Genomic DNA, 23,652 nt, shown 5'->3' on the forward strand with positions numbered 1-23,652 from the left:
CGCTCGATCGAGCCTGAGAGTTATGAATTCGCTGTGCATTCCGCACATTGCTTCTTGACAGCGCACTCCGGCAGTCCTCAAAGGAATGACAACCACGGTGATGCGTTGTTCAGCCCGATCACGGACGGAGAATCCCCATGCGCAGAAGAACCCTGGGCAATGCCGCGGTCCTCACGGCCTCCCTGCTCGCGCTCACCGGACTCGGTGTGACGATCGCCTACGCCGCGACCGACGGCGAGGACCCGGCCGCCGTCGCCGGCGAGTGCGCGGACGTGTTCCTCACCATCGATCCCGCCGGGGATCCGGTCGGGAAGCTCTGCACCGCCGCGGACGCCGACGGCACCACCCTCAGCGGCGTGGCGCTCACGTTCACCGCGTCGTCGAACTGCAGCGGCACCGTCATGCTGCGGGTCTCGGGCCTCGACGCGTCCGGCGCCGAGTTCGGCGAGGTGGAGAAGGCCAACTGCGGCTCGGGCACGGCGACCGCCTCGTTCACCCCGGCGTCGAGGACGGCGCCGGACACGTACCTGTGCGGGACCCTGCTGGCCGACAGGTACACCGCGGCCCAAGCCTGCGTCGCGCTCTCCTGACACCCGGGCCGGATCCGGATGGCCGCCCCCGGCGACATCACCCGAACTTCGTCCACTGCCCTTCAGAGATCACTTCGACGGAGCCGTCGACGACCTTGATGGCGGTCTGTTCGTCGATGGCGTAGGCCGGGACGCCGAGACCGGCGGCCCAGCGCTCCGCGTCGGCCGGAGTGTTGGTGGGGAAGAGGTTGAGGTGCGGGAAGATCGAGAAATCGACGACTCCCAGAGTGCGGTCGTCGGGCGCGGCCGGCCACTCGACGAAGTAGTCGCCGATCCGCGGCGTCATCACCATGCTCCCGGCGCTCACGCCCACCCAGACCTTGTCGGTCAGCGACGGCAGCAGATCGGCCAGGCCGGACTCGCGCATCCAGTGACACAGGTACGTCGCGTCGCCGCCGTCGACCAGGAGCACGTCGGCCTCCCGGACCCACGGGATCCATCGCTCGGCCCCGATCGTGGGCAGTGCGGTGAGCTCCAGGACCCCGAGCGATCCCCAGCCGAGGCCGGAATGGTACCGCCAATCGGACGCGGGGTCGGCGGCTACGAACCCACGCACCGAGGTCGGGCCGCACATCGGGTGACCCCACTGCGCTGTCGGGATGAGGAGGGCACGGCACTCGGCGATCGGCTTGCCGAGAAGCTGCACGAGCGCCGAGCGGATGCTGGGATTCGTCACCCCGCCCGACGTGAGTAGGAGCTTCACGGCAAACCTCCGAGATGGGCGGGCTGCAGCTTACCTGCGGATAGAACGATCATGGGGTCGGTCCCTGCGGGTATCGCATGAGCAGGGTCCGGGCCTGCTCGATGACGTCGGCTGCCGCCGCACGTAACCTGACCGGTCGGTCGACGTCCCACACCGCCCAGGAGGTGGCTTCGTCGTCGTACTGCACCAAGCTGGAGATCAACGGTCGCAAAGGCTCGAATTCGGCGTCCGGGATATCCGACGAGGCGCACCAGTAGATGTAGTGCCCGGCTGCTCGCACATCAAGGTCGCCGTCGACCATCAAGCGCGCCCACCACAAGATCAGGACCCAAGCTCGGCGTACGCCTTCCGCCGGCAGGTAGACCGGCACGAGGCGGAGCTCGACGACAACCCGGTCGAACAACTCTGGCGCGTCCGGCTCCTCGGAACGGCCCAATGCTGCGAGAAGAGGCAGGGAAGGCGCGTCGACCCCGGCCAGCAGAGCGTCAAGCCCGACCTGGATGAGCTGGTCGGACCCGACGTGGCGTCCTTCCAACCGGTCGATCGCGGCCATGCGCAACCTCTGGACTGCGATCTCGGACTCCATGATGTCTCGCAGTATCGCCCACGCCCGCAGCGGGCGTGCCCGCACCGGCCGTACGATCATCGTCGTGTTGGGTGTGTACTTCGCGATCACGGCAGAGCAGGAACGATCGCTCCTCGTCGCTGCGGATGGCGGGGACGACGAGGTGGGCGAAATCCTCGAGGTGCTCGAGGAGTCGTGGGATGACGACAGACTGAAGGCCGACACCGACAAGGCGTGGGACGCCATCCACCGTTGCCTTGCCGATGGCACGCTCGATCCTGACGGCGGCGAGTTCCCGTTGTCCCACGCGGTGCTCGGTGGGCGGCACCTGCACGACGAGTACTACGTCGTTTACCTCACCGCGGATCAGGTCCGTGACGTGTCCGATGCCCTTCAGGCCGTGGATCGGGCGTGGCTTCGTCGCCGGTTCGACACCATCGATGATCCCGACTACCGCGGTGCTCGCGACGAAGTGGATTTCGACTACACCTGGGTCAACTTCGTCGATGTTCGGGAGTTCTACCAACGGGCCGCGGCCGCCCGGCGTGCGGTGATCTTCACCGCCACCTGATCCGATCGAAGCAACGCACGTTACCGCGATCCGGCGGTGAGTTGCTCGGACAGGGGGATGCCAGTCCCGCGGGCCGAGGCGGGCCGGTTCGTGAAGCCGCCGGGATGAACTGCGATCATGCCGGCGTGGGAGGAGAACTGGTCGACGTGCTGTGGGCGCGGCGCCTGCATCTGCGTTCGTACGCGATGGCGGTGGGGTTCGGCTCCGTCGTCGTCGCGGAGCGTAACTCGCGTCTGGTCCGGCTGGACGCGGTCAGCGGGGAGCCGTACTGGGACCGGCGCGTCGAGGATTGCTGGGGTACGCCCGTCATCGCAGGCGGCCACTGCCTCTATCTCAGTCAGGCGGGAGTCCTGCACTGCTTCGACCTCGCGACCGGGCAACCGCTGTGGTCAAGGCCGGGCCTGTATCTGCGGGGGCACCTCACGGTCAGCGGCTCCGCGGTGTTCGTCGGCGGCTGGCGCGGGTATCACCCGTTGACGCGGGTAGCCCTCGCTGACGGCAGTTGCCTGCCGATCGACGAGGCGGCAACCGCCGAGGCCGGTCCACTTGCCCGGCCCTTACCGCTGTGGGTGGAGCCGGAGCGAGATGCGGGCGGTCCTGCGGTGCTGGTCGCGGGCGCAGCCCGGCCCGCGCTGCTGGTGATGGCCGCGTCCGGCGTCGTTCTCTCCGAATGGGCGCTGCCGCAGCCGGTCCTCTTCCCTGACGCCGGCGAGGGTTACCGGGTCAGCGCCGACGGCCGGGTCGTCTTCCTCAGCGGTCCCCGCACCGTCATGACGTTCCATCCGGCCCGCGGCGTTCAGGTCTTGTGGCGGCATGTTCGTGACATCCACCCGCTCCCGCCGATCCTCGACGAGCAGACCCTCTGGCTGCTCGACGACACCGGCATCACGGTCGTCGACGTGGACCGTGGGGTCGTCGTCGACGAACAGCGTCTACCGCACCGTGCGGTGCACACCGCGACGCTTACAGCGAACCGCGCATTGTTCGCGTTGGCAGACGGTTCCATCATCGCAGTGGATCGAATCGGCGGCCGCAGCGCTCCCGCACGGGTACCGCGGCGAGTCGACCGCCTGTCCGCTGGAGAGGACGACCTGGTCCATGCGATCGGCAAGGGGCATCTCGTAACGTTTCGTGGCTTCGGTCGCGAGGGGGATGACGATCACCACCAGTAGTTGTCCTGCGGCTGGTACGGGGTCTCCAACTCGGCGATCTCGCTGTCGGTGAGGTTGAGCTCGAGCGTGGTGGCCTCCTCGTCCAGGGTCCACTGGTGCATGCCGGCCGTACCGCCCGGCCTCACACATGCGGGACGACCCGTAGGGGCGCTCATTGATTGACCGACTTCACTGACGATGGCAGCGTCTGAGCGGTGACCGTCACATGGGGGGAGACTCACTATGCCTAGTCGTCGATCCATTCTGGCCGGCTCAGCGGCGGCGGCGTTCATGGCCGGCGCGGGAAGCGTGTCACCGGCTGAAGCGTCGCCCGGCGGCCTGGACCGGGCCGCGTTGCAGGAAGCGCTGGACCGGATCGTCGCCACCGGGGCCACGGCCGCGCTGGCCCGGGTGGACGGCCCGGCCGGGACCTGGCGCGGGGCCAGCGGGGTGGTGGAGCTGGGGCGGCCGGCCCGGCCGGTGGCCGGAGGGCGGTTCCGGGTCGGCAGCATCACCAAGACGTTCGTGGCCACCGTGGTGCTCCAGCTCGTCGGCGAGGGGCGACTGCGCCTCGACGACACGTTGGAACGGTGGCTGCCCGGGGCGATACCCAATGGCGCCCGGATCACGATCCGCGATCTCCTGCAGCACACCAGCGGGGTGTTCAACTACACCCAGGTCCTGTTCGAGACCGTCGAGGAGGTCCTGAGCGCGCGGTACCACACCTTCCGGCCGGAGGAGCTGGTCGCGCTCGCCGCCGCGCAGCCGCCGGTGTTCGAGCCGGGTACCGCCTGGGAGTACTCCAACACCAACTACGTCCTGCTGGGCCTCATTGTGCGGAGGGTCACCGGGCACGCGTACGGCAAGGAGGTCGACAGGCGCATCCTGCGGCCGCTCCGCCTGCACGGCACCGAGGTTCCCGGCACCGACGTCACGATCGACGGGCCGCACGCGCACGGGTACGAGCCGTTCGAGCAGGACGGCGAGATCGTGCCGCTCGACTTCACCGACCTCAACCCGTCGATGGCCTACTCCGCGGGGGAGATCGTCTCGACTACGGCGGATCTGAACCGGTTCTACCGTAGCCTGCTGGGCGGCCGGCTGCTGCGCCGAGCCCAGCTTGCCGAGATGCTCAACCCGGTGGGCGAGGAGAGGTACGGCCTCGGCATCTACCAGCAGCCGTTGCCCGGCGGCCCGACGCTGTGGGGGCACAGCGGCGGCATCTTCGGGTTTGTCACCTTCTCGTTCTCCACGCCGGACGCCGCGACCCAGGCGAGCGTCTCGATCAACCCGTGGCTCGGCGATTTCAGCCCGGCCCTGATCGACCTGCTGCTGGCCGCGTTCGGGGTGACCGCGCCGGCAGCCAGGGCCGCGGCGCCGGCCGTACGGCTGCCGGCACCGGGTTTCCGCCTCCCGGGAGCATGACGTGGAGGTCAGCCGAGACCGGCGGCCTTGCACAGCAGTACTGAGCGTTCGCGCTGGTTGGCGCAGAGCCGGGCCGCCAGTTCCAGCTCGGCGCGCGCCTCCGGGCGCCGCCCGAGCCGGGCGAGCAGTTCACCGCGTACGGTCGGGACCAGATGCGAGCCGGGGAGCCGGTTCGAGGCGATCAAGTCGTCCACGATGGCCAGGGCCTGCGCCGGGCCCGAGGCCATCGCGACGGCGACGGCCCGGTTGAGCTCGACCACCGGCGACGGTGCGACCCGGCCGAGCGCCTCGTAGAGCACCACGATCCGATCCCAGTCGGTCGCCTCGACGGAGGGTGCCGACGCGTGGACGGCGGCGATCGCGGCCTGCAGGCCGTAGGGGCCGAGGCCGCGGGTCGACGCCCTGGCCAGCGCGGCCAGCCCACGGCGGATCGCCGAGATGTCCCACAGCCGCCGGTCCTGCTCCTCGAGCAGGACCGGCGAGCCGTCCGGGGCGGTCCGGGCCGGGAAACGCGCGGCCGTCAGCTCGCACAGCGCGAGCAGGCCGTGCACTTCCGGCTCGTCCGGTTGCAGCGCGGCCAGCGTCCGGGTCAGCCGGATCGCCTCGTACGCGACGTCGGGACGCACCAGGCGGTCGCCCGACGTGGCCGTCGACCCCTCGGTGAAGATCACGTAGAGGACGCTGAGTACGCCGCCCAGCCGTTTCCCGCGCTCGGCGGCCGGTGGCAGCTCGAACGGCACGCCCGCCGCCGCGATCGTCTTCTTGCCCCGGGTGATGCGGGCCTGCACGGTCGGCACCGGTACCAGGAACGCGCGGGCGATCTCCTCGCTGGACAGGCCGCCGACCACGCGCAGGGTCAGCGCGACCCGGGCCTCGGGGGAGAGCACGGGGTGGCAGCTGATGAACATCAGCGCCAGCACGTCGTCATCGATCCGGTCGGGATCGGGGTCGTCGGCGACCTCGGAGCCGCCCGCCAGGTCGGCTGCCAACAGGACGTATCGGTCCTGCAGAGCGGTCCGGCGGCGGATCGCGTCGATCGCCCGGCGCCGGGCCGTGGCCATCAGCCAGCCGGCCGGATTCGCCGGAGCGGTGAGCGGCCACGAGACCAGCGCCTCGGCCACCGCCTCCTGGGCGGCGTCCTCGGCCAGCCCGAAGTCGTCGGTGAACCGGGTCAGCGCGGCGACGATCCGCGCCGACTCGATCCGCCAGACGGCCTCGACATCGGCCGTGACCATCAGAGCCGTCCGGCCCGGTCCTCGACGATCACTTGTCGACCTGCGGGACCTCGTCGCTCCCGGGCACCCGCCGGATCTCAATCTTGGAGCCGCGGGCCGACGGGACCCGCTTGGCCCACTCGACCGCTTCCTCTTTCGAGGCGACGTCGAGCAGGAAGAACCCGCCGAACAGCTCCTTGGTCTCGCCGTACGGCCCGTCCGTGACCACCGGGGTCTCACCGCTGAAGTCGACCACGACGCCCTTGCCCGGATCGTCGAGCCCCTCCGCGGCGAGGAGCACGCCGGCCTTGATCATCTCCTCGATGAACTCGCGGGTCGTGGCCATCATCTCGTCGATGTCGGCCATCATCGCCGCGTTCGACTCGTCGGTACCCCGCATGATCAGCAGGTACTTCGCCATCGCGTTCTCCTCGTCCGGCAGGGCCGTCCCTCGGCCCTCGCACCCACAGGTCGAACGGGTGACCCGCGGATCGACACGGCCCCGGAGAAATCTGAGGAACAGCCTACTGCTGAGGCTCGGCGCCGGAACGACTCGGAGCAACATCGACATCCTGCGAAGTGCGCTCGGGGCTCCTCGGGGCCGGCGCGGACGGTACCGCCCTACGACCGGACAAGCGCCGATCCAACCCCCACAGCAGCGTCCCGAACAGGAGCGCGATCATCACGACGAAGGTCATGTTGCGGGCCGCGGCGCCGTAGCCGATCTCGGTGACGTCGGCGAACGGGTACGGATACCAATCGGTGGCCGCCCCGTGGGCGAAGGTGTAGCCGATCCACAACACCGGCCAGGCAGCAGCCAAGAAGATGGTCCGCGTGTCCAGTCGCGACCGTGGCCCGAAGAGCAGCCAGCCGAGCAGCGCCCACCACGGCGCGATGTAGTGGAAGCCCAGGTTCGACCACCACCCGGCGCCGGTCGGGTGTGCCGTGCCGGCCAGCACCGTCGCGTACACCAGTCCGGTGATGATGATCCCCAGAATCGCGTTGAGACGGATCACCCGCCAGAGTCGCCCGTCGCGATCGGGATTCAGCGTGAGCGTCGTGGAGACGATCAGCAGCAGAATGTTGCTCTGGATCGTGAAGTAGCTGAACAGGCGAATGAACCGGGTGACCGCCGGCTGTACCAGGCCGTCGGCGTCCGGGGCACCCTGAGTGGTCAGCACGAGCTGGGTCATCAGCGAGCCGAGCACGACGACGGCGAGAAGCCCGTGCCAGAGCCGGGCGCAGACACGGGATCCGTTCACCCCGGTAGTAAAGCTTGATCTTGCGGAAAGCGCCACGGCACACCGGTGCCGAGATCAGCGGTGCCGGCGCCGCTTTCTGCGGATCTTCTCCAGCCGGGCCGCCGCTGTCTCGGCAGGCCGACGGGCGAAGCCGAGCGCCTGAGACCCGTGCTGAAAGGGAGACGAAACTACCAAACCACCGTCGATCAGTTGCACCCAGAGGCCGTCGCTGTCGCACCCGCATCGAGTTATCTGCGCCCATGGCAGATGCACCGTTCGGAACCAGTTGACCAGTACCAGCCCGTCCGGGGAGACCTCGATGCGGAGCATCAGGCTCCGTGCGGCGCCCACCATGCCGATGGCCGCCCCCGCGAAGCCGACAGGCAACACCCAGCCGCCCTGGTCTACACCGCCCGCAGCCGCGATCGCGGACAGCCCGAGCATCGCCACTGTCGGCATCCCGAGTTGCCAGAGTGGTGGGCGAAGGATGACCGGCACCCCAACATGGTGCCCCGGAGAGCGTCCGGCCAGGGGCGTTCTCGGAGGCTAACGCCCCTGGAAGCGGGGGGTTCGCTTCTCGATGAAGGCGCGCGGCCCCTCCTTGGCGTCGTCGCTGCGGAACACCGCCATGCCGATCTTCGACTCGACGGCGAACGCGTCGTCCTCGGCCAGGCCCTCGGTCTCCCGGATCGTGCGCAGAATGGCCTGCACCGCGATCGGGCCGTTCGCGGCGATCGCCCCGGCCAGTTCGAGGGCCTTGTCGAGGGCCTGGCCGTCGGGCACCACGTGGCCGATCAGGCCGACGTCGCGGGCCTCGGCGGCGCTCAGCCGGCGGCCGGTAAGCAGCATCTCCGCCGCGATCGTGTACGGGATCTGGCGCACCAGCCGCACGGCCGAACCGCCGAGCGGGAACAGGCCCCAGCGCGCCTCGGAGACCGCGAACCGCGCGCTCTCGCCGGCCACCCGTACGTCGGTGGCCTGAAGGATCTCCGTGCCACCGGCGACCGCCGGGCCCTCCACCGCCGCCACCAGGGGTTTGCTCAGCCGGCGTCCCTTGAGCAGCGCGTCGATCCGGGACAGGTCGGCGTCGTCGAAGTTGTCGCCGGGGTGCGACTCGGTCATCGCCCGCAGGTCGGCCCCGGCGCAGAACGCGCCGCCGGCTCCGGTGAGCACCGCGACCCGGATCTCCGGATCGCCGTCCACCCGGTCCCAGGCGTCGCGCATGATCGCCATCATCTCGGCGGAGAGTGCGTTGCGGACCCGCGGCCGGTTCATCGTCACGATCAGGACCGGTCCACGTTGCTCGACGATCGCGTGCGGCTCCACGGTGACTCCTCCGGCATTGCGTTCGGGGGCTTGTGATGAACAGTAACAGGTTCTACTTTCTGATGATGGCGGCAAATATTGCGGACCTTTTCGAGCACGCGGTAGACGCCTTCGGGGAGCGGATCGCGGTCTGCTTCGACGAGCGGGAGATCAGCTACGCCGAGCTGGAGGAGCGGGCCAACCGTCTCGCGCACTTCCTGCATGATCGCGGCGTACGCCCGGGAGACCACGTGGGGCTGTACGCGGGCAACTCGATCGAGGCCGTGGTGGCCATGATCGCCATCTACAAGTTGCGTGCCGCGGTCGTCAACGTCAACTTCCGTTACGTCGAGAACGAGTTACATTTCCTCTTCGCCGACGCCGAACTGTCGGCGCTGGTCCACGACCGCCGGTTCGCACCCCGGGTCGCCGCGGTGCTCCCCTCGATACCCGATCTGCACACCGTGGTGGTGCTGCCCGACGGCACCGAGGAGGAAGCCGGCGGCGTCCCCTACGCGGACGCGTTGCTCGCCGGCGACCCCGTCCGGGACTTCGGCGAACGCTCCGCCGACGACCTCTACCTGCTCTACACCGGCGGCACCACCGGTTACCCCAAGGGCGTGCTCTGGCGGCACGAGGACGTGTGGCGCACCCTCGGCGGCGGCGTCGACTTCATGACCGGCATCCCCCTGGAAGACGAATGGCAGCAGTCCCAGCGCGGCGCCGTCGCCGACGGCATGGTCCGGCTCTGCCTGGCCCCGCTGATCCACGGCAACGCGCAGTGGGCCGCGCTGATGGCGCTCTTCGCCGGCGACACCGTGGTGATGCTGCCGCACTTCGAGGCGCACGAGGTCTGGCGCGTCATCGACCGGCGCCGGGTCAACGTGGTCGTGCTGATCGGCGACGCGATGGCCCGCCCGATCATCGAGGCGTACGCCCGCGGCGGCTACGACGGATCCTCGATGGTCGCGGTCTCCTCCAGCGGCGCCCTGTTCTCCCCGGTGGTCAAACGGCAGTACCTCGAACTGCTGCCGAACGTCCTGGTCACCGACGCGATCGGCGCCTCCGAGACCGGCTTCACCGGGCTCGGCGTGGTCGCCGACGTGCCCGGCGGCGCCGTCGAGGACCCCCGGGTCATGCCCGGCCCGGACACGGTGGTGCTCGACGCCGACGGCCGCCCGGTGCCACCCGGCGGGGTCGGCCGGCTGGCCAAGAGCGGTTACCTACCGCTCGGCTACTACAAGGATCCGGAGAAGACCGCCGCCCTGCTCACCGAGATCGACGGCGTGCGTTACGCGTTCCCCGGCGACCTCGCCCGGCTCGAGGAGGACGGCACCATCACCCTGCTCGGCCGGGGCAGCACCTGCGTGAACACCGGCGGAGAGAAGGTCTTCCCGGAGGAGGTCGAGGGCGCGCTGAAGACCCACCCCGACGTCTTCGACGCGCTGGTCATCGGCGTCCCCGACGAGCGGCTCGGGCAGCGGGTGGCCGCCCTCGTGCAGGCCCGGCCCGGCGTGAAGCTCGACCTGGCCGGCGTCGAGGAACACCTGCGCGAGCGGATCGCCGGCTACAAGGTGCCCCGGGCGATCTGGCTGGTCGACGAGATCCACCGCACGATCAGCGGCAAGGCCGACTACCGCTGGGCCCACCAGCACGCCGCCGACCACCCGGCCGAGGAGCCCACCCATGCGGACTGAGCTGTGCGAACGTCTCGGCATCGAACACCCGGTGGTCGGCTTCAGCCCCTCCGAGCAGGTGGTCGCGGCGATCAGCCGGGCCGGGGGCCTCGGCGTGCTCGGCTGCGTGCGGTTCAACGACGCCGACGAACTCGACGCGGTGCTGACCTGGCTCGACGAACAGACCCAGGGCCGGCCGTACGGCGTGGACGTCGTGATGCCCAGCCACGAGCCGACCGAGGGCGTGGCCGCCGACCTGGACCGGCTGATCCCGGAAGGGCACCGCGACTTCGTCGAGCGGACCCTGCTCCGCCTGGGCGTCCCGCCGCTGGGCGTCGAGGCCGAGAAGCGGGCCGGCGTGCTCGGCTGGCTGCACTCGGTGGCCCGCTCGCACGTCGAGGTGGCGCTGACGCACCCGGTCCGGCTGATCGCCAACGCGCTCGGCCCGCCGCCGCCGGACGTGATCGCCCAGGCCCACGAGCACGGCCTGCTGGTCGCCGCGCTGGCCGGCCGGGCCGACCACGCCCGCAGCCACGTGGCGAGCGGCGTCGACATCGTGGTGGCCCAGGGCTACGAGGCCGGCGGCCACACCGGTGAGATCGCCAGCATGGTCCTGGTGCCGGAGGTGGTCGACGCGGTGGGGGAGGGCGTGCCGGTGCTCGCCGCCGGTGGGATCGGCAGCGGCCGGCAGGTCGCGGCGGCGCTCGCGCTCGGCGCGCGCGGCGTCTGGATGGGCTCGGTCTGGCTCGGCACCGCCGAGTACCAGAGCGCCCCCGCGCTGCGCGAGGCCCTGCTCAAGGCCCGTTCGTCCGACACGGTCCGCAGCCGGATCTACTCCGGCAAGCCGGCCCGGCTGCTGCGCAACCGCTGGACCGAGGCCTGGAACGCGGAGCAGGCGCCGAGCCCGCTGCCGATGCCGCTGCAGAACCTGCTGGTGGCCGAGGCGCACACCCGGCTGATGGAGTCCGGTGACCCGAGCGTCGTGCCGATGCCGGTCGGCCAGATCGTGGGCCGGATGAACGAGGTCCGCCCGGTCGCCGACGTCCTCGCCGATCTGGTCGCCGAGGCCGACGAGACCCTGACCCGCCTCGGCAAGCTCGCCGTCTGATCACCACCGCAACGGCGTCAGCGCAGTTCCGCGATCCTGGCCCGGGTGTCGGCCGGAGACTCCGGGTGCGCCCGCTCGACGTCGGCGCGGATGTCGGCCACCGTCTTGCCGGCCAGTTCCCGGCGCCAGGCCAGATCCGCCCCGCGCATGGCGTGCGCGAACGCGCAGGACTGCCGGTAGTCGACGCCGGTGTGTTCACCCGGGCCCTTGTCGAGGATCTGGTCGCAGCGGAACAGCTCCTCGGGGCCCTCGATGGCGGTCACGATGTCCAGCAGGGAGACCGCTTCCGGGGCCCGGGCCAGCTGGAAACCTCCGCGCGGCCCGGAGGTCGACGTCAGGATCCCGGACCGGGCCAGGGCCTGCAGTTGCTTGTTCAGGTAGGCCGGCGGTAGTTCGTAGAACGCCGCGAGGGTGCTCGTCGGCACCGGGGCGTCCAGCCAGCTCAGGTTGAGGCACGTGTGGAGTGCCCATTCGACGCCCTGACTCATCCGCATAGTCCTGGACTCTACGTGTCCAGAAACTGTGACGCCCGCCATGCTCCCTGGCGGTCCCGATTCTGGACATCTAATGTCTAGGAATCGGCGAACAGCGATAGGGAGTCGGCAATGACACTGATCCGCGCAACGCAGGCTGAGGTCCTCGACAGCGACCCGACCAGCGTGATCACGCTCCTGCTCGATCCGGAGCACACCGGCGGCGCCCTGACCAGCAACCGCACCCTGCTCAAGAGCGGCACCGCCGGAGCCCCGCCACACCTGCACACCCAGTCGGGCGAGCTGTTCTTCGTGCTCGACGGCGCCCTCGAGATGCTTGTCGGCGACGCACTGCACACGCTGCACAGGGGGGACGTGCTCTTCGTTCCGCCGAACACCCCGCACGCCTTCGCCCCCGCTGACGGGCAGGATGCGGACTTCCTCGTCGTGATCACTCCCGGCAAGCCTCGGTTCGACTACTACCGGCTGCTCGACAAGGTGCACCAGGGCGAAGCCACCTGGCAGGAGGTCGGCGAGACCCAGGACCGCTTCGACAATCACTATGTGGACAGCCCCGTGTGGGCGGGCCGTACGGCCGGATGAGGGTCGTGGGCGGGATTTCCGAGGCTTGCCGCTCAGTCGTGGTATAGGTCTTTCGTGGAATCGAAGGGTGCTCGGCCAAATACCCGGGAGCCCTTCGGCTCCACGGGTGGAGGGTGGTTTCCTGGCACCGGTCGGCGACCCCGGGTGAGGTGAGCATTTGCGAGCATCAGAGCGGACCATCAACGAAGTCGCCCAAGGGCTCCGGAGCTTGGCGGACGCTGCAGCCTGGTTCTCTCTGCTGGACGAGGCTGAGCAGCGAGAAGTACTGCGCGACGTTGTTCACTGTGCGATGCAGGCCCGCGCGACAGCGAACGACGGGCGTGAGGGGTTGCCTCATTCCGGTGTCAAGCCGACCATGACCCCGGCGGTGTTGATCGTCCGAGAGCCGATCAACGAGAAAATGGGAAAGATCATCAATCTACCTCCCGATGAGTACGTGAAGTCATTCCGCGTTCTCTTGTCCATGTTCGCGGTGGCCGACACGCGACGAAGGGAAACGAAATGCCGAGGTTCTTGTAGCCACGCCTGGCACAACCTGTCATAGGCGCAGTGCTACAGGAGGACGACGGCGCGGCCGGTGAGGGTGCCGGCCGCGAGTTGCTCGTACGCCTCGTCGACCTTCTCGAACGGGAACTCCTGCACCTGGTTGCGGATCAGGCCGGCCCCGGCCAGCGCGATCACCTCCTGGGCGTCGGCGATCGACGACCCCTGGAAGGTGAACACCTCGCCGTCGCGGGGCAGGACCCCGAACCAGGCCCGGTCGAGGCGGCCGCCGGCCGAGCCGATCAGGCCGTACGCACCGCCGGGACGGACCGCCGCGATCCCGGCGGCGATTGTCTCGTTCGTGCCGACGAAGTCGAGCACGGCGTCGGCCTTCTCGGTCAGGGACGATGCGACCTCGTGGGCGCCGACCGACTTCGCGTACGCCAGGCGAAGGTCCGAGATGTCGACGGCCACCACCCGGGCGCCGGTCAGGATTCGTAGGAACTGCACGGCGAACGCGCCCAGCCCGCCGGCGCCCAGCACCACCGCGGTGCCGCCCGGCGCGATCCGTGGCCGGGCCCGCCGTACGGCGTGGTACGCCGTGGCGCCCGCGTCGGTCAGCGGCCCGGCGTGCCGCGGATCCAGTTCGCCCAGCGGCAGCACGGCGCGCCGGTCGGCGACCACGTACTCGGCCAGGCCGCCGTCCTGGCCGTAACCGCGCCCGGCCAGACCGCGCGGGCAGGCGTTGTCCATCCCGCGCACGCAGAGCCGGCAGGTGCCGCAGGAGGTGGGGGAGACCAGTGCCACCGGTGTCCCGTCGGCCAGCCAGCCGGCCGTCTCGTGGCCGAGCGTGAACGGCATCCGCCAGCCGAGCCGCTCGCCGGCCGCCCGTGGCATCTGCCGCATGGTGAGGTCGGAGCGGCACAGCCCGCACCCGGCGACCCGGACCAGCACCTGTCCCGGTCCGGGCGTCGGCTCCGCCACCTCGACGTGTTCCCCGGGGGTGCCCCAGGCGGTCATCCGGTAAGCGCGCATGACTCTCAGAGTGGAACGCGTTCTATCGATGGTCAAGCCGCCGGATAACCGAAGTTGACCCCAAGTTAGAACGCGTTCTAGCATGAACCGTGCTTACTCAGCCGTTCGCCGACGCCATCGCGCACGCCGAGCGCGTCGTCGCCGAAGCTCCCCACATCCGCGGCGAGCAGGACCTGATCGAGGGCTACGACTACCTGGCGGGCGGCATCCGGGCCTCGATCCAGATGGCCTGGGCCTACGACCGCGACTTCCCCTATTTCGTACGATCCACCGGGCCGTACACGAAGATGGGCCTGGACAACCCGGACACGCTCTACTTCCACGCGTGGCTGCGCGACGACGCCGAATACGTGGTGACCGGCCGCCGTGGCAGCACGACCGACCTGAGCTTCCAGATCCTCGACGGTTCCTACTCGCCGGTCAACGTCCCGGGCAGCCTGGCCGCCTTCGACGACCGCGAGATCGACATCGCCGCCGACGGCAGCTTCGAGCTCCGCTTCGGACCGGGCCTGACCGGCCGCAACGCGTTCCCGCTCGGGCCCGGCTCGGCCATGCTCGTGGTGCGCGAGGTGTTCAGCGACTGGGCGAGCGAGGAACCCGGAACGCTGCGCATCCATCGGGCCGATCGGCTCGGCGCCGCACCCGCGCCGCTCACCACCGAGATCCTGACCAGGCGGTACGCCGTGGCGGGCAAGATGCTGGTCGGACGGATCCGCACGTTCCTGGCCTTCGCCGAGCGCTTCTACCTGAAGCTGCCGGTCAACACGCTGACCCCGCCCCGGCTCACCCCCGGCGGCCTGGCCACGCAGTACTCCTCGGTCGGCCACTACGAACTCGCCGACGACCAGGCCATGGTGGTCACCGTCCCGGTCGCAGGCGTCCCCTACCAGGGCCTCCAGCTCGGCACCATGTGGTACGTCTCGCTGGACTACAGCAACCACCAGACCAGCCTCACGGTTCCACAGGCGAAGATCGACCCCGACGGCATGATCCGGTACGTCATCAGCGAGCGCGACCCGGGCGTGGCGAACTGGATCGAGCGCACCGGTCACGACCGCGGTTACGTGCAACTGCGCTGGCAGCGGCTGTCGCGCGCGCTGACCGAGGCGGACGGTCCCCGGGCGGACGTGGTCGCCGTCGACGACCTGCCCAAGCAGTTGCCCTATCACGAACCGATCGACCAGGCCACGTGGCGGGAGCGGATCGCCGCCCGGCAGACCGCCACCGCGGCCCGGATGCTGGCGTGAGCGATGCTGACCGACAAGGTGGTGCTGATCGCCGGGGTCGGCCCCGGCCTGGGGCAGGCGGTCGCGGTGCGGGCCGCCCAGCACGGCGCCGACGTGGTGCTGGCCGCCCGGACCGAGTCCTATCTGACCGAGGTGGCCGGGAAGGTGACCGCCGCCGGCCGACGCGCGCTGGTCGTGCCCACCGACCTCACCGACGACGACTCCAGCACCGCTCTCGTGCGGGCCGCGCTCGACGAGTTCGGCCGGGTCGACGGGCTGGTGAACAACGCGTTCGTGATGCCGCCGATGTGCAGCCTCGGCAAGGTCGACCTGGACGACCTGCGGGACAGCTTCGACGTCAACGTGCTCGCCGCGCTGCGGTTGACCCGGCTGCTGAGGCCGGCCCTGATCGAGGCCGGCGGCGCGGTGGTGATGGTCAACTCGGCGGTGCTGCGGCACTCCCGGCGCCCGTTCGGGCCGTACAAACTGGCCAAGGCCGGACTGCTCGCGGTCGCGCAGAACCTGGCGAGTGAGCTCGGCCCGCACGGCGTACGGGTCAACTCGGTGGCGCCCGGCTGGATCTGGGCGGACAGCCTGCGCATGTGGTTCGACTTCCAGGCGAGCCAGCGCGAGGTGCCGCCCCAGCAGATCTACGACGAGATCGCCGCGACCACCGACCTGCGGCGCCTGCCCGAGCCGGACGAGGTGGCCGACGCCGTGCTGTTCCTGCTCTCCGGACTGGCCCGCGGCATCACCGGCCAGTGCCTGGACGTCAACTGCGGCGAATTCCACCACTGAGCCCCCGCGGAGGCGAGCATGCGCGGCGCGCGCACCGACGTCGGCACCCTGGCAGACCTGCACGCCTCGGCGACCCGGCTGACCGGGCTCGACGACTTCGGTGTGGACGACTACCGCGAGGGGATGGGGGTGCTGCTGAGTTCGTACGCGAAAGAAGCAAGCCTGACCCCGGACGGCAGCAAGGTGACCAGGGGGTTGTTGCGCACGGCGCTGGTCTCCCGGCTGCTCAGCGAGGCCGCCTGGCGGCAGTTCCCGGAGCACGCCGGCGTTCCGCTGACCCGCCCGGTCTTCGTCACCGGGCTGCCCCGAACCGGGACCACCGCGCTGCACCGGCTGCTCGCCGCCGACCCGGCCCATCAGGGGCTGGAGCTGTGGCTGACCGAGGCGCCGCAGCCGCGCCCGCCGCGTGCGACGTGGGACCAGAACCCGGTGTACGCGATGTTGCGGGCCGCGTACGAGCAGCACCACGAGACGAACCCGTCGTTCGCGGGCGCGCACTACACCGCGGCCGACCAGGTCGAGGAGTGCTGGCGGCTGCTGCGGCAGTCGATGACGTCGGTGTCGTTCGAGTGCCTGGCCCACATCCCGGGCTACTCGGAGTGGCTGGCCGAGCGGGACTGGACCACCGCGTACCGCCGGCATCGGCGCAATCTGCAGTTGATCGGCCTGCACGACCGGGATCGCCGCTGGGTCCTGAAGAACCCCAGCCACCTGTTCGCGCTCGACGCGCTGCTCGCCGCCTATCCGGACGCCGTGGTGATCCAGACGCATCGCGCGCCCCGGACCGTGATCGCCTCGGTGTACAGCCTCAACGCGCAGGCGTCCGCCGGATGGTCGACGCTGTTCCACGGTGAGGTGCTCGGGCGGGCACAGCTCGCGCTCTGGTCGCGCGGGCTGCGCAAGTTCGCGGCCGACCGGGCCCGCCACGACCCTGCGCACTTCGTCGACGTCGACTACGACGATTTCGTGGCCGACCCGATCGGGACGGCCGAGGCCGTCTACGACCGCCTGGGGACGCCGCTGACCCCGGCGGCCCGCACCGCGATGACGATGCTGCAGGCCGAGGGGAGGGGGCCGGCGCACCGGTACGCCCTTGCCGACTTCGGACTGACCGTCGCGGACGTGGACGCGGCGTTCGCCGGCTGAGCGCGGCAGCGGACCCGGGCCGGCGGTGGATGGGCCGCCGGCCCGGGCCGGCGGTCAGCGCCTGCCCTGCAGGGTGTTACGAGCCTGCACGTTCCCGCCGTACCAGAACGGTCCGTTCTCCGGAACCTTGTTGCCGTGGGCCTCGGCGTCGGCCACCCAGGACGGCGCGTCCGCGGCGATACCGAGGGCCGGTCGGCCACTGCCGGCGATGATGGACACGGTGTTGTCCACGACATCCACGGTGGTGATCGGGTTCTCCGGGCTCGCCTTCACGTACACGCCACCCGCGCAATCGGTGACAACGTTGTTGGCCACCAGAACCTTCTGGGTGTTCGTGGGGGCGATCGCATCCCACTTGGTGCGTTCGACGGTGTTGAACTCGATCTTCACGTCGGAGTGGACGAATCCCGCCTTGGCCGTGTGCGAGCCGATGAAACGCCCCCAGCCCGGCCTGCTGCCGGAGAGCCCGCAGTAGTTGTTCTGAACCCGGACACCCTTGCACGGCGTGTTGTCCCTCAGGCCACCCCAGGTGTTGCCGGAGCCCGCCAGGTCGAGCTGGACGGCCTCACCGTGCCACAGCGGCTTGGTGGGGTCCTCGATCCAGCCGCGGAACTCGCAGTTGCGCACGACGGCGTTCTGTACGGCGTTGAGCTCGACCGCGTGCCACCACTTGACGTTGCGGACGACAACGTCCTCGATGGTCACCCCGGTGGTGTGTTCGATGGTGATCACGTTCATCGCCGGGGCCGGGGTGGCCCGCAGGAAGGCGTCGATCTCGCTGGGCACGGTGCTGTTGTGGTACTTCTTGACGTAATACCACGAGGGGTCCCACGCGCCGCCGGAGATCAAAATGTTCCCCTGAGCGTTGTAGCCGCCGGTTCCGCTCTCCACGTGATTGATCAGCATGGTGGCGCGCAGCCCACTCTTGACGGCTCTGGTCCGGTAGTCGGATTTGCTCAGGTCCCACTTCGGGTCGTGCGTGGTCAAGGTGTCCAGGTCGCCGGCCTCGAGCACGAGCTCCTGGGTCTCGAAGTTGGCGTAGAACGTGGCCGCGGAGGCGTCCAGATGGGTGCTGCCGCCGATGACGAGCGGCCTTGTCAGGACATGAGTGCCCGCCGGCGCCGTGACGACGACCCGTCCGTCCCTGACCGGCCCCTCACCCCGGGCCGCGTTGTTGAGCGCCTTGCGGAGGTTGATGACCGCGGGCTCCTCGCCGGTCGCCACCGGATTGATGTCCGCCACCGCGGCAGAAGCGGCGCTGGGCGCCAGGCCGAGCGCCGCGGCGCCGCCGGCGATTCCGGCTCGCAGAACGGCACGCCTGCTCAGGGAAACCATCGAGGGTGACTCCTTTGTCCTCATGGAACGGCGCTCCCTCCTATCACGACAGAAAGGAGCGATGATCGCGTTGTGAGGTGATCGTAGAAATCCGTGACCAATCAGGATCGGCGGCTGTCATTCCTGTGTTCTACGACAAATTTTGCCGACGCCCGGTGTTCTTCCCGTAGGATCGGCCGCGAAATTCGAACGACGCATCCGCGGGCGTCGCACTTGAATTCAAATTCCATTGCCCGGTACGGCAACGAGGCCGCGAGGCCTGGCCACGGGACCCCATCGGCCGTACCAGGGAATATGGATCTTGAAAGCCTATCGCCGGTCGCTCCTGCTGAACGCTCTGACCGCGGTAGAAGTGGACACCGCTTTCAGGGGCTGAGTTCGTCGAGGTTCGCCGCCTTGAGGCGAGCGGTGAGCTGTTCCAGTGCGGACAGTTCGGCGCGCAGGGCCCGGCGACCCTCACGGGTGAGCTTGACCCAGGTCCGGGGCCGGTTGCCGGCATAGCCCTTGTTCAGGCTGACCAGACCGGCGTCGACGAGGACCTGGATGTGGCGGTTGAGGTTGCCGTCGGTGAGTTGCAGCTCGGTCCGCAGGGTGGAGAACGCGCACTCGGGGATCTCGGCGAGCATGACGAGCACACCGAGGCGTACCCGTTGATGGGTGACATCGTCGAGCCCGACGGCCGGGTGTGGCAGTGCTTCGCTCATCTCAGCCGGCCGTCCGCGCGCGGGCGGCGTGGTAGAGGCCGAGCAGGGCCAGTGGCAGCGTCATGAGCAGCAGGGCGGGCGCGGGACGGTCCAGGCCGAGCAGGGTCAGCTGGCCGCCCAGCGCCGGTCCGGAACCGCCGCCCAGCGCCCACGATTGCCAGCCGAGCAGCCCGCCGACCCGGCCCGTGGCGCAGAACTGCCAGGCCAGTGCCGCCATCCAGACGCCGGAGACCGTGATGGCGGTGCTGCGCTCGACGACCCCGAGGACGACCGTGACGGCGGCGACGCTGAGCAGTGGGGTGAGCAGGCCCTGCCACCCGGAGGTTCCCGAGCCGTGCCCCGTCGGGGCGGCGAACAGCGCCAGCAGACAGAGCAGCCCGGCGGCTCCGGCGGCGACCGGAACGCGCCAGGGGACCCGGACGCCCTCGCGCTGTTCCCGGTGGCGGTACCACTGCGCGACGAGAGCGAACGCGAGTGGTGCGGCCACGAGCCAGAAGAGGTAGGACCCCAGGCTGGTGCGCTGCTGCTCCGGCAGGCCGGCCCAGTAGGGGTACTCGATGGCGCCGCTGCCGGTCTCGTTGATCGACGAGAAGGGGTTCCGGTAGAGCGCGATGCTCAGCAGCGGCAGGGCGGCCAGGACGAGGGTCGGGAGCCAGAGGCCGCCGTGCGCGAGTCTCCGGCTCCTGGCTCTGAGGACGTCCATCTCGGCAAGCATGGCGGCGGCTTCGGACGCGTTGGTACTCACGGCTCTCCTCTGCGACACAGGACACTCTGGATTACAGAGTGGATGGTCGAGACGGTCGAGTCAATCCCTTCGTCTTCACGAAAAGCGCTCCCTCCTGTCATGACACTCGTGGATGGTCCGGCGCGCAGGGCCGGCGGACCCAAGGTGTAGAGCGACCGCTGACGTCAGGCCCATGATCTACTTTGGACATGACGACGCTCACGAAGCTTCAGCCTGCTCTTGTCATCAACGAGACAGCCCGGCTCCTGGTCGAGCACTACGTTTTCCCCGAGATAGCCGAGCAGCTCACCGATCTGCTGCAACGACGCCTCGACGAGGGTGCCTATGACGTCGACGGCGCCGAGGACCTCGCCCGGCTGGTCACCGCGGATCTGCAGTCCGTGAACGGCGACCGGCACCTGAGCCTGAAATACCACGCCGATCAGGTTCCCCCGGAGCAAGGGGCGGCCGCCCTGGAGGCCATGCGCCGGGACTTCGACACCTCGCTGGGTGGTGCTCCCCGGCTGCAGTTGCTCGACGGCGGGGTCGCCGTGGTGGAGCTGGCACCGATGCTGTTTCCGCTGGAATGGGCCGCCGAACCGCTGAGCGCCGCGCTCACGCTGGCCTCCCGTGCCCAGGCGCTGATCGTGGACCTCCGCGCCAACCGGGGCGGCGACCCGGACACGGTCGCCTTCGTCTGCAGCTACCTGCTGGACAGGCGAACCCACCTCAACTCCATGTACTGGCGCGACGGCGAGCGTAGCGAACAGTCCTGGAGCCTGCCGCACGTTCCCGGAGCGCGCTTCGGTGGCAGCAAGCCGCTGTATGTGTTGTCCAGCAACAGCACCTTCTCCGCTGCCGAGGAGTTGGCGTACGACCTGCAGCAGCTCGCCCGCGCGGTAGTCGTCGGTGAGCGCACCCGCGGCGGAGCGCACCCGCGCAACGGCTGGACCGTGCATCCACACCTGGAAGCCGCCATCCCTGTCGGCCGCGCGATCAACCCCGTCTCCGGCACGAACTGGGAGGGCGTCGGCGTGCAGCCGGACATCCCTTGCGCCGCTGCCGACGCTCTCGACCGTGCTCACGCGATGGCCCTCGCCCGGCTGGCAGGCTGATCCGGAGTCGTGGTCGTCGGAGCGAGCGGCGCGCTGCCCGCGTCACCGGACGGAGACCGCGCCCTCGATGCTTCGCAGGATGAGGCGTAGCGCCTCGTGGCGTGAGACGCACTGGTCGCCGATGTAGCTCCAGCCGGCGTAGAGCTGGCTCCAGATCAGGCTCTGGATCCAGGTGGCCGGCAGCTCCGGGTCGATGGTGCCGTCACGGTGGCCGCGTTCGACCATCTCGCCGAACGCGGCGTCACCCTCGGCGGCCTGCTGCCAGTCGGCATCGGTGAGCAGGAGCTGCTGGTTGAAGATCAGCGAGAGGACGTCACCCAGGTCGAAGTATTCCTGGCAGAGCCGGCGGATCGCGGTGGCCCCGGTGCCGTCCGCGATGCGGGCCCGCTCGGTCGCCTGGCACAGGCGGTCGACGGCTTCGGCGCGCAGGGCGGCGGTCAGGTCGGCACGCTCGGCGAAGTATCGATGCAGTGTGGTCCGGCCGACGTTCGCGGCGGCGGCCACCTCGCCGAGCGGTGCCGCGGGGTTGCGGGCGAGGACTTCGATCGCGGCATCCACGATCGACTGCCGGGTGCGCGCGCGACTGCCCGACGCTTGGATCTCCGTCACCAGGGAAGAATAGCAGTTGCCTATTTTGGAACATCAGTGTTCCACTATGGATATGGCAGAACCCACGAGAATTCGTACGCTGCTCGCTCTGCTCCGGCCTCACCGCCGCACCATGCTGCTCGGCCTGGTGCTCGGCCTCGTCGCCAACGGGTCCGGCCTCGCCACCCCGATGGTCACCAAATGGGTCCTCGACTCACTCGGTGACGGCGTCGAGCTCGTCCGGCCCGTCGCCGTGCTGCTCGCCCTGGTCGTCGTCGGCGCGGCGATCACACTCTGGCAATGGCTGCTGCTCGGCCGGCTCGCGCAGCGGGTCGTGCTGGACGCCCGGACCTCGGTCATCCGCCGGTACTTCCAGGCCCGTGTCGGCGAACTGCAGCGCCGCTCCACCGGGGAACTGGTCACCCGGGCCACCTCCGACACCGCCCTGCTCAACGAAGCCTCCGGCAGTATGATCGGCCTGATCAACTCGGGAGTCGGCCTCGTCGGCACGCTCATCCTGATGGGGGTGCTCGACCTGACCCTGCTCGGCTGGACCCTCGGGGCCGTCGTGGTCGTCAGCGCCGTGATGGCGGTCCTGATGCCCAGGATCGGGGCGGCGCAGTCCGCGGCCCAGGAGTCGGTGGGTCAGCTCGGCGGGGCGCTCGAGGGCGCGCTGCGTGCGATCCGCACCGTGAAGGCGAGCCGCGCCGAGGCGCGGCAGAGCGCGCAGATCATCGACCGGGCGCGTGACGTCGCCTCCCACAGCGTCCGGGCCGCGCAGATCACCGCGACGGTGTGGACCATCGCATGGAGCGGAATTCACCTCGCCGTCATCCTCATCCTCGGCGTCGGCGCCTGGCGGGTGCACGTCGGGTTGCTGGAGGTGTCCGCGCTCGTGGCGTTCCTGCTCTACGTGTTCCAGCTGATGGGGCCGATCACGGAGCTGACCCAGAACGTCACCGCCCTGCAGGCCGGGATCGCGGCCGCCGGCCGGCTCAACGAACTCGGCGCGATCGAGCTGGAGCCGACCGGCCGCCAGCAGCCGGTGCCGTCCGTCATCGACGCCCCTGACGGCGGTCCGGTCCTCACTCTGCACGCGGTCAGCGCCCGGTACGGACCGGACGCCCCGCACGCCCTGCGGGGTGTGGACCTGGAGATCGCCCGACGTGGACACACCGCCATCGTCGGGCCGTCGGGTGCGGGCAAGACCACGCTGTTCTCCCTGCTGTTGCGCTTCCTCGAGCCCGACGGCGGAGAGGTGCTGCTCGACGGCCGGCCGTACGCGACCTACACCCACGACGAGGTGCGGTCCCGGCTCGCGTACGTCGAACAGGAGACCCCGGTCGTGCCCGGCACGATCGGCGACAACGTGCGGTTCACCCACCCCGACGCCACGGACGCCGAGGTGCGCGCGGCACTGGAGGCGGTCCGCCTCGCCGACAAGGTGGACGAGCTACCCGACCGGCTGGAGACGTCGCTCGCGTCGACGGACGTGTCCGGCGGCCAGCGGCAGCGGATAGCGCTCGCCCGCGCGCTGCTGCGTACCCCCGACGTGCTGCTGCTCGACGAGGCGACCGCTCAGGTCGACGGGTTGACCGAGGCGGCGCTGCACGACTGCGTCAGGCAACGGGCGGCCGGTGGAGCCGTCGTGACGATCGCGCATCGGCTCTCGACCGTGCTCGACGCGGACCGGATCATCGTCCTGGAGGAGGGCCGGGTGCGGGCGCAAGGAACACACCGGGAGCTGATGGCGTCCGACGAGCTGTACCGCCGGCTGGTGGCGGCCCTGCGCATCGCCGCCGACCAGCCCGCCCTCATCACCGCGGGATCTCCGCCGGCAGCGCTCAGCTGATCTTGGCGATCACCCAGCCGG

26 protein-coding genes are annotated in these 23,652 nt (G+C 69.9%); 13 read left to right on the forward strand and 13 right to left on the reverse strand.

Annotation, left to right across the window (positions count from 1 at the left end; all coding sequences use genetic code 11):
* Positions 1 to 137 precede the first annotated feature (137 nt).
* Positions 138 to 590, forward strand: coding sequence for a hypothetical protein (locus CHC09_RS17310; protein WP_089294111.1), 453 nt, complete (start codon positions 138 to 140; stop codon positions 588 to 590).
* Positions 591 to 627: 37 nt separating this feature from the next.
* On the opposite strand, the gene CHC09_RS17315 is transcribed toward CHC09_RS17310, so the two are convergent.
* Positions 628 to 1,293, reverse strand: a complete 666-nt coding sequence (locus CHC09_RS17315) for a Type 1 glutamine amidotransferase-like domain-containing protein (protein ID WP_089294112.1) — start codon at positions 1,291 to 1,293, stop codon at positions 628 to 630.
* Positions 1,294 to 1,342: 49 nt separating this feature from the next.
* Complete coding sequence (locus CHC09_RS17320; RefSeq protein ID WP_143232391.1) at positions 1,343 to 1,846, reverse strand: hypothetical protein; 504 nt, start codon at positions 1,844 to 1,846, stop codon at positions 1,343 to 1,345.
* On the opposite strand from CHC09_RS17320, the gene CHC09_RS17325 reads away from it, so the two are divergent.
* The 3 genes from CHC09_RS17325 (at position 1,845) to CHC09_RS17335 (ending at position 5,005) form a co-directional block, all read left to right on the forward strand.
* Positions 1,845 to 2,429 carry a YfbM family protein gene (locus CHC09_RS17325; RefSeq protein ID WP_179277147.1) on the forward strand — a complete coding sequence of 195 codons (585 nt, stop codon included), beginning with the start codon at positions 1,845 to 1,847 and terminating at the stop codon, positions 2,427 to 2,429. The two genes, CHC09_RS17320 and CHC09_RS17325, sit on opposite strands and share 2 nt — an antisense overlap.
* A gap of 146 nt (positions 2,430 to 2,575) precedes the next feature.
* Complete coding sequence (locus CHC09_RS17330; RefSeq protein ID WP_179277148.1) at positions 2,576 to 3,601, forward strand: outer membrane protein assembly factor BamB family protein; 1,026 nt, start codon at positions 2,576 to 2,578, stop codon at positions 3,599 to 3,601.
* A gap of 222 nt (positions 3,602 to 3,823) precedes the next feature.
* A complete protein-coding gene (locus CHC09_RS17335; RefSeq protein WP_239138262.1) occupies positions 3,824 to 5,005 on the forward strand; it encodes a serine hydrolase domain-containing protein in 1,182 nt (393 codons plus the stop codon).
* Between the two features lie 8 nt (positions 5,006 to 5,013).
* Here CHC09_RS17335 and CHC09_RS17340 read toward each other — a convergent pair whose 3' ends face one another.
* The 5 genes from CHC09_RS17340 to CHC09_RS17360 form a co-directional block, all read right to left on the reverse strand.
* Positions 5,014 to 6,240 (reverse strand): RNA polymerase sigma factor, encoded by a 1,227-nt coding sequence (locus tag CHC09_RS17340; RefSeq protein ID WP_089294116.1) that lies wholly within the window; start codon positions 6,238 to 6,240, stop codon positions 5,014 to 5,016.
* A 28-nt stretch (positions 6,241 to 6,268) separates the two neighbouring features.
* Positions 6,269 to 6,640 carry a YciI family protein gene (locus CHC09_RS17345; protein WP_089294117.1) on the reverse strand — a complete coding sequence of 124 codons (372 nt, stop codon included), beginning with the start codon at positions 6,638 to 6,640 and terminating at the stop codon, positions 6,269 to 6,271.
* A gap of 103 nt (positions 6,641 to 6,743) precedes the next feature.
* The gene (locus tag CHC09_RS17350; RefSeq protein WP_239138263.1) at positions 6,744 to 7,481 is read right to left on the reverse strand and encodes a Pr6Pr family membrane protein; all 738 of its coding nucleotides are present in this window, start codon (positions 7,479 to 7,481) and stop codon (positions 6,744 to 6,746) included.
* Positions 7,482 to 7,535: 54 nt separating this feature from the next.
* Positions 7,536 to 7,904 (reverse strand): PH domain-containing protein, encoded by a 369-nt coding sequence (locus CHC09_RS17355; protein ID WP_239138273.1) that lies wholly within the window; start codon positions 7,902 to 7,904, stop codon positions 7,536 to 7,538.
* Positions 7,905 to 8,006: 102 nt separating this feature from the next.
* Positions 8,007 to 8,786 carry a crotonase/enoyl-CoA hydratase family protein gene (locus tag CHC09_RS17360; protein ID WP_089294119.1) on the reverse strand — a complete coding sequence of 260 codons (780 nt, stop codon included), beginning with the start codon at positions 8,784 to 8,786 and terminating at the stop codon, positions 8,007 to 8,009.
* Positions 8,787 to 8,851: 65 nt separating this feature from the next.
* Between CHC09_RS17360 and CHC09_RS17365 the strand changes: the two genes are divergently transcribed.
* Both CHC09_RS17365 and CHC09_RS17370 read left to right on the forward strand, forming a co-directional pair.
* Positions 8,852 to 10,462 carry an acyl-CoA synthetase gene (locus tag CHC09_RS17365; RefSeq protein ID WP_089294224.1) on the forward strand — a complete coding sequence of 537 codons (1,611 nt, stop codon included), beginning with the start codon at positions 8,852 to 8,854 and terminating at the stop codon, positions 10,460 to 10,462.
* Positions 10,452 to 11,549 carry an NAD(P)H-dependent flavin oxidoreductase gene (locus CHC09_RS17370; protein WP_089294120.1) on the forward strand — a complete coding sequence of 366 codons (1,098 nt, stop codon included), beginning with the start codon at positions 10,452 to 10,454 and terminating at the stop codon, positions 11,547 to 11,549. The genes CHC09_RS17365 and CHC09_RS17370 overlap by 11 nt, the downstream gene beginning before the upstream one ends.
* A 17-nt stretch (positions 11,550 to 11,566) precedes the next feature.
* Here the strand turns inward: CHC09_RS17370 and CHC09_RS17375 are convergent, their stop codons facing one another.
* Positions 11,567 to 12,043 carry an RrF2 family transcriptional regulator gene (locus CHC09_RS17375; RefSeq protein ID WP_239138264.1) on the reverse strand — a complete coding sequence of 159 codons (477 nt, stop codon included), beginning with the start codon at positions 12,041 to 12,043 and terminating at the stop codon, positions 11,567 to 11,569.
* A gap of 111 nt (positions 12,044 to 12,154) precedes the next feature.
* Between CHC09_RS17375 and CHC09_RS17380 the strand changes: the two genes are divergently transcribed.
* On the forward strand, positions 12,155 to 12,625 hold the full coding sequence (locus CHC09_RS17380; RefSeq protein WP_089294122.1) for a cupin domain-containing protein: 471 nt from the start codon (positions 12,155 to 12,157) through the stop codon (positions 12,623 to 12,625).
* 157 nt (positions 12,626 to 12,782) lie between these two features.
* Complete coding sequence (locus tag CHC09_RS46330) at positions 12,783 to 13,169, forward strand: DUF5958 family protein (protein WP_275407865.1); 387 nt, start codon at positions 12,783 to 12,785, stop codon at positions 13,167 to 13,169.
* An 8-nt stretch (positions 13,170 to 13,177) separates the two neighbouring features.
* Here the strand turns inward: CHC09_RS46330 and CHC09_RS17385 are convergent, their stop codons facing one another.
* Entirely contained in the window at positions 13,178 to 14,143 is a 966-nt protein-coding gene (locus CHC09_RS17385) for an alcohol dehydrogenase catalytic domain-containing protein (protein WP_179277151.1), read from the reverse strand.
* 89 nt (positions 14,144 to 14,232) lie between these two features.
* On the opposite strand from CHC09_RS17385, the gene CHC09_RS17390 reads away from it, so the two are divergent.
* Genes CHC09_RS17390 through CHC09_RS17400 form a run of 3 tightly spaced genes read left to right on the forward strand, consistent with a single transcriptional unit; the run spans position 14,233 to position 17,313 of the window.
* Entirely contained in the window at positions 14,233 to 15,390 is a 1,158-nt protein-coding gene (locus CHC09_RS17390; RefSeq protein ID WP_089294123.1) for a hypothetical protein, read from the forward strand.
* A gap of 3 nt (positions 15,391 to 15,393) precedes the next feature.
* Entirely contained in the window at positions 15,394 to 16,167 is a 774-nt protein-coding gene (locus CHC09_RS17395) for an SDR family oxidoreductase (RefSeq protein WP_089294124.1), read from the forward strand.
* A gap of 18 nt (positions 16,168 to 16,185) precedes the next feature.
* Complete coding sequence (locus CHC09_RS17400) at positions 16,186 to 17,313, forward strand: sulfotransferase family protein (RefSeq protein WP_089294125.1); 1,128 nt, start codon at positions 16,186 to 16,188, stop codon at positions 17,311 to 17,313.
* 54 nt (positions 17,314 to 17,367) lie between these two features.
* Here CHC09_RS17400 and CHC09_RS17405 read toward each other — a convergent pair whose 3' ends face one another.
* The 3 genes from CHC09_RS17405 to CHC09_RS17415 all read right to left on the reverse strand — a co-directional run bounded on the left by CHC09_RS17405 (position 17,368) and on the right by CHC09_RS17415 (position 20,097).
* A complete protein-coding gene (locus CHC09_RS17405) occupies positions 17,368 to 18,648 on the reverse strand; it encodes a glycoside hydrolase family protein (protein WP_179277152.1) in 1,281 nt (426 codons plus the stop codon).
* Between the two features lie 365 nt (positions 18,649 to 19,013).
* A complete protein-coding gene (locus CHC09_RS17410; protein ID WP_089294127.1) occupies positions 19,014 to 19,352 on the reverse strand; it encodes a transcriptional regulator in 339 nt (112 codons plus the stop codon).
* A 1-nt stretch (position 19,353) separates the two neighbouring features.
* Positions 19,354 to 20,097 carry a hypothetical protein gene (locus CHC09_RS17415; protein ID WP_089294128.1) on the reverse strand — a complete coding sequence of 248 codons (744 nt, stop codon included), beginning with the start codon at positions 20,095 to 20,097 and terminating at the stop codon, positions 19,354 to 19,356.
* Between the two features lie 188 nt (positions 20,098 to 20,285).
* Here CHC09_RS17415 and CHC09_RS17420 point away from each other — a divergent pair, with 188 nt between their 5' ends.
* Positions 20,286 to 21,191, forward strand: coding sequence for a S41 family peptidase (locus CHC09_RS17420; RefSeq protein ID WP_089294129.1), 906 nt, complete (start codon positions 20,286 to 20,288; stop codon positions 21,189 to 21,191).
* A gap of 42 nt (positions 21,192 to 21,233) precedes the next feature.
* Here CHC09_RS17420 and CHC09_RS17425 read toward each other — a convergent pair whose 3' ends face one another.
* Positions 21,234 to 21,800, reverse strand: coding sequence for a TetR/AcrR family transcriptional regulator (locus tag CHC09_RS17425; protein ID WP_089294130.1), 567 nt, complete (start codon positions 21,798 to 21,800; stop codon positions 21,234 to 21,236).
* Positions 21,801 to 21,852: 52 nt separating this feature from the next.
* On the opposite strand from CHC09_RS17425, the gene CHC09_RS17430 reads away from it, so the two are divergent.
* Positions 21,853 to 23,631, forward strand: coding sequence for an ABC transporter ATP-binding protein (locus tag CHC09_RS17430; protein WP_239138265.1), 1,779 nt, complete (start codon positions 21,853 to 21,855; stop codon positions 23,629 to 23,631).
* The last annotated feature ends 21 nt before the right edge of the window (positions 23,632 to 23,652 follow it).

This window comes from Actinoplanes regularis (assembly GCF_900188005.1).
In the GTDB taxonomy this organism is placed as follows: domain Bacteria; phylum Actinomycetota; class Actinomycetes; order Mycobacteriales; family Micromonosporaceae; genus Actinoplanes; species Actinoplanes regularis.

Bases quoted from the DNA above. Each gene is read 5' to 3' on its own strand.
- CHC09_RS17310 (WP_089294111.1), top strand. From the start codon at position 138: ATGCGCAGAAGAACCCTGGGCAATGCCGCGGTCCTCACGGCCTCCCTG.
- CHC09_RS17325 (WP_179277147.1), top strand. From the start codon at position 1,845: ATGCGCAACCTCTGGACTGCGATCTCGGACTCCATGATGTCTCGCAGT.
- CHC09_RS17320 (WP_143232391.1), bottom strand. From the start codon at position 1,846: ATGGCCGCGATCGACCGGTTGGAAGGACGCCACGTCGGGTCCGACCAG.
- CHC09_RS17335 (WP_239138262.1), top strand. From the start codon at position 3,824: ATGCCTAGTCGTCGATCCATTCTGGCCGGCTCAGCGGCGGCGGCGTTC.
- CHC09_RS17340 (WP_089294116.1), bottom strand. From the start codon at position 6,240: ATGGTCACGGCCGATGTCGAGGCCGTCTGGCGGATCGAGTCGGCGCGG.
- CHC09_RS17345 (WP_089294117.1), bottom strand. From the start codon at position 6,640: ATGGCGAAGTACCTGCTGATCATGCGGGGTACCGACGAGTCGAACGCG.
- CHC09_RS17355 (WP_239138273.1), bottom strand. From the start codon at position 7,904: ATGCTCGGGCTGTCCGCGATCGCGGCTGCGGGCGGTGTAGACCAGGGC.
- CHC09_RS17365 (WP_089294224.1), top strand. From the start codon at position 8,852: ATGGCGGCAAATATTGCGGACCTTTTCGAGCACGCGGTAGACGCCTTC.
- CHC09_RS17370 (WP_089294120.1), top strand. From the start codon at position 10,452: ATGCGGACTGAGCTGTGCGAACGTCTCGGCATCGAACACCCGGTGGTC.
- CHC09_RS17375 (WP_239138264.1), bottom strand. From the start codon at position 12,043: ATGCGGATGAGTCAGGGCGTCGAATGGGCACTCCACACGTGCCTCAAC.
- CHC09_RS17380 (WP_089294122.1), top strand. From the start codon at position 12,155: ATGACACTGATCCGCGCAACGCAGGCTGAGGTCCTCGACAGCGACCCG.
- CHC09_RS17385 (WP_179277151.1), bottom strand. From the start codon at position 14,143: ATGCGCGCTTACCGGATGACCGCCTGGGGCACCCCCGGGGAACACGTC.
- CHC09_RS17395 (WP_089294124.1), top strand. From the start codon at position 15,394: ATGCTGACCGACAAGGTGGTGCTGATCGCCGGGGTCGGCCCCGGCCTG.
- CHC09_RS17400 (WP_089294125.1), top strand. From the start codon at position 16,186: ATGCGCGGCGCGCGCACCGACGTCGGCACCCTGGCAGACCTGCACGCC.
- CHC09_RS17405 (WP_179277152.1), bottom strand. From the start codon at position 18,648: ATGGTTTCCCTGAGCAGGCGTGCCGTTCTGCGAGCCGGAATCGCCGGC.
- CHC09_RS17410 (WP_089294127.1), bottom strand. From the start codon at position 19,352: ATGAGCGAAGCACTGCCACACCCGGCCGTCGGGCTCGACGATGTCACC.
- CHC09_RS17420 (WP_089294129.1), top strand. From the start codon at position 20,286: ATGACGACGCTCACGAAGCTTCAGCCTGCTCTTGTCATCAACGAGACA.
- CHC09_RS17430 (WP_239138265.1), top strand. From the start codon at position 21,853: ATGGCAGAACCCACGAGAATTCGTACGCTGCTCGCTCTGCTCCGGCCT.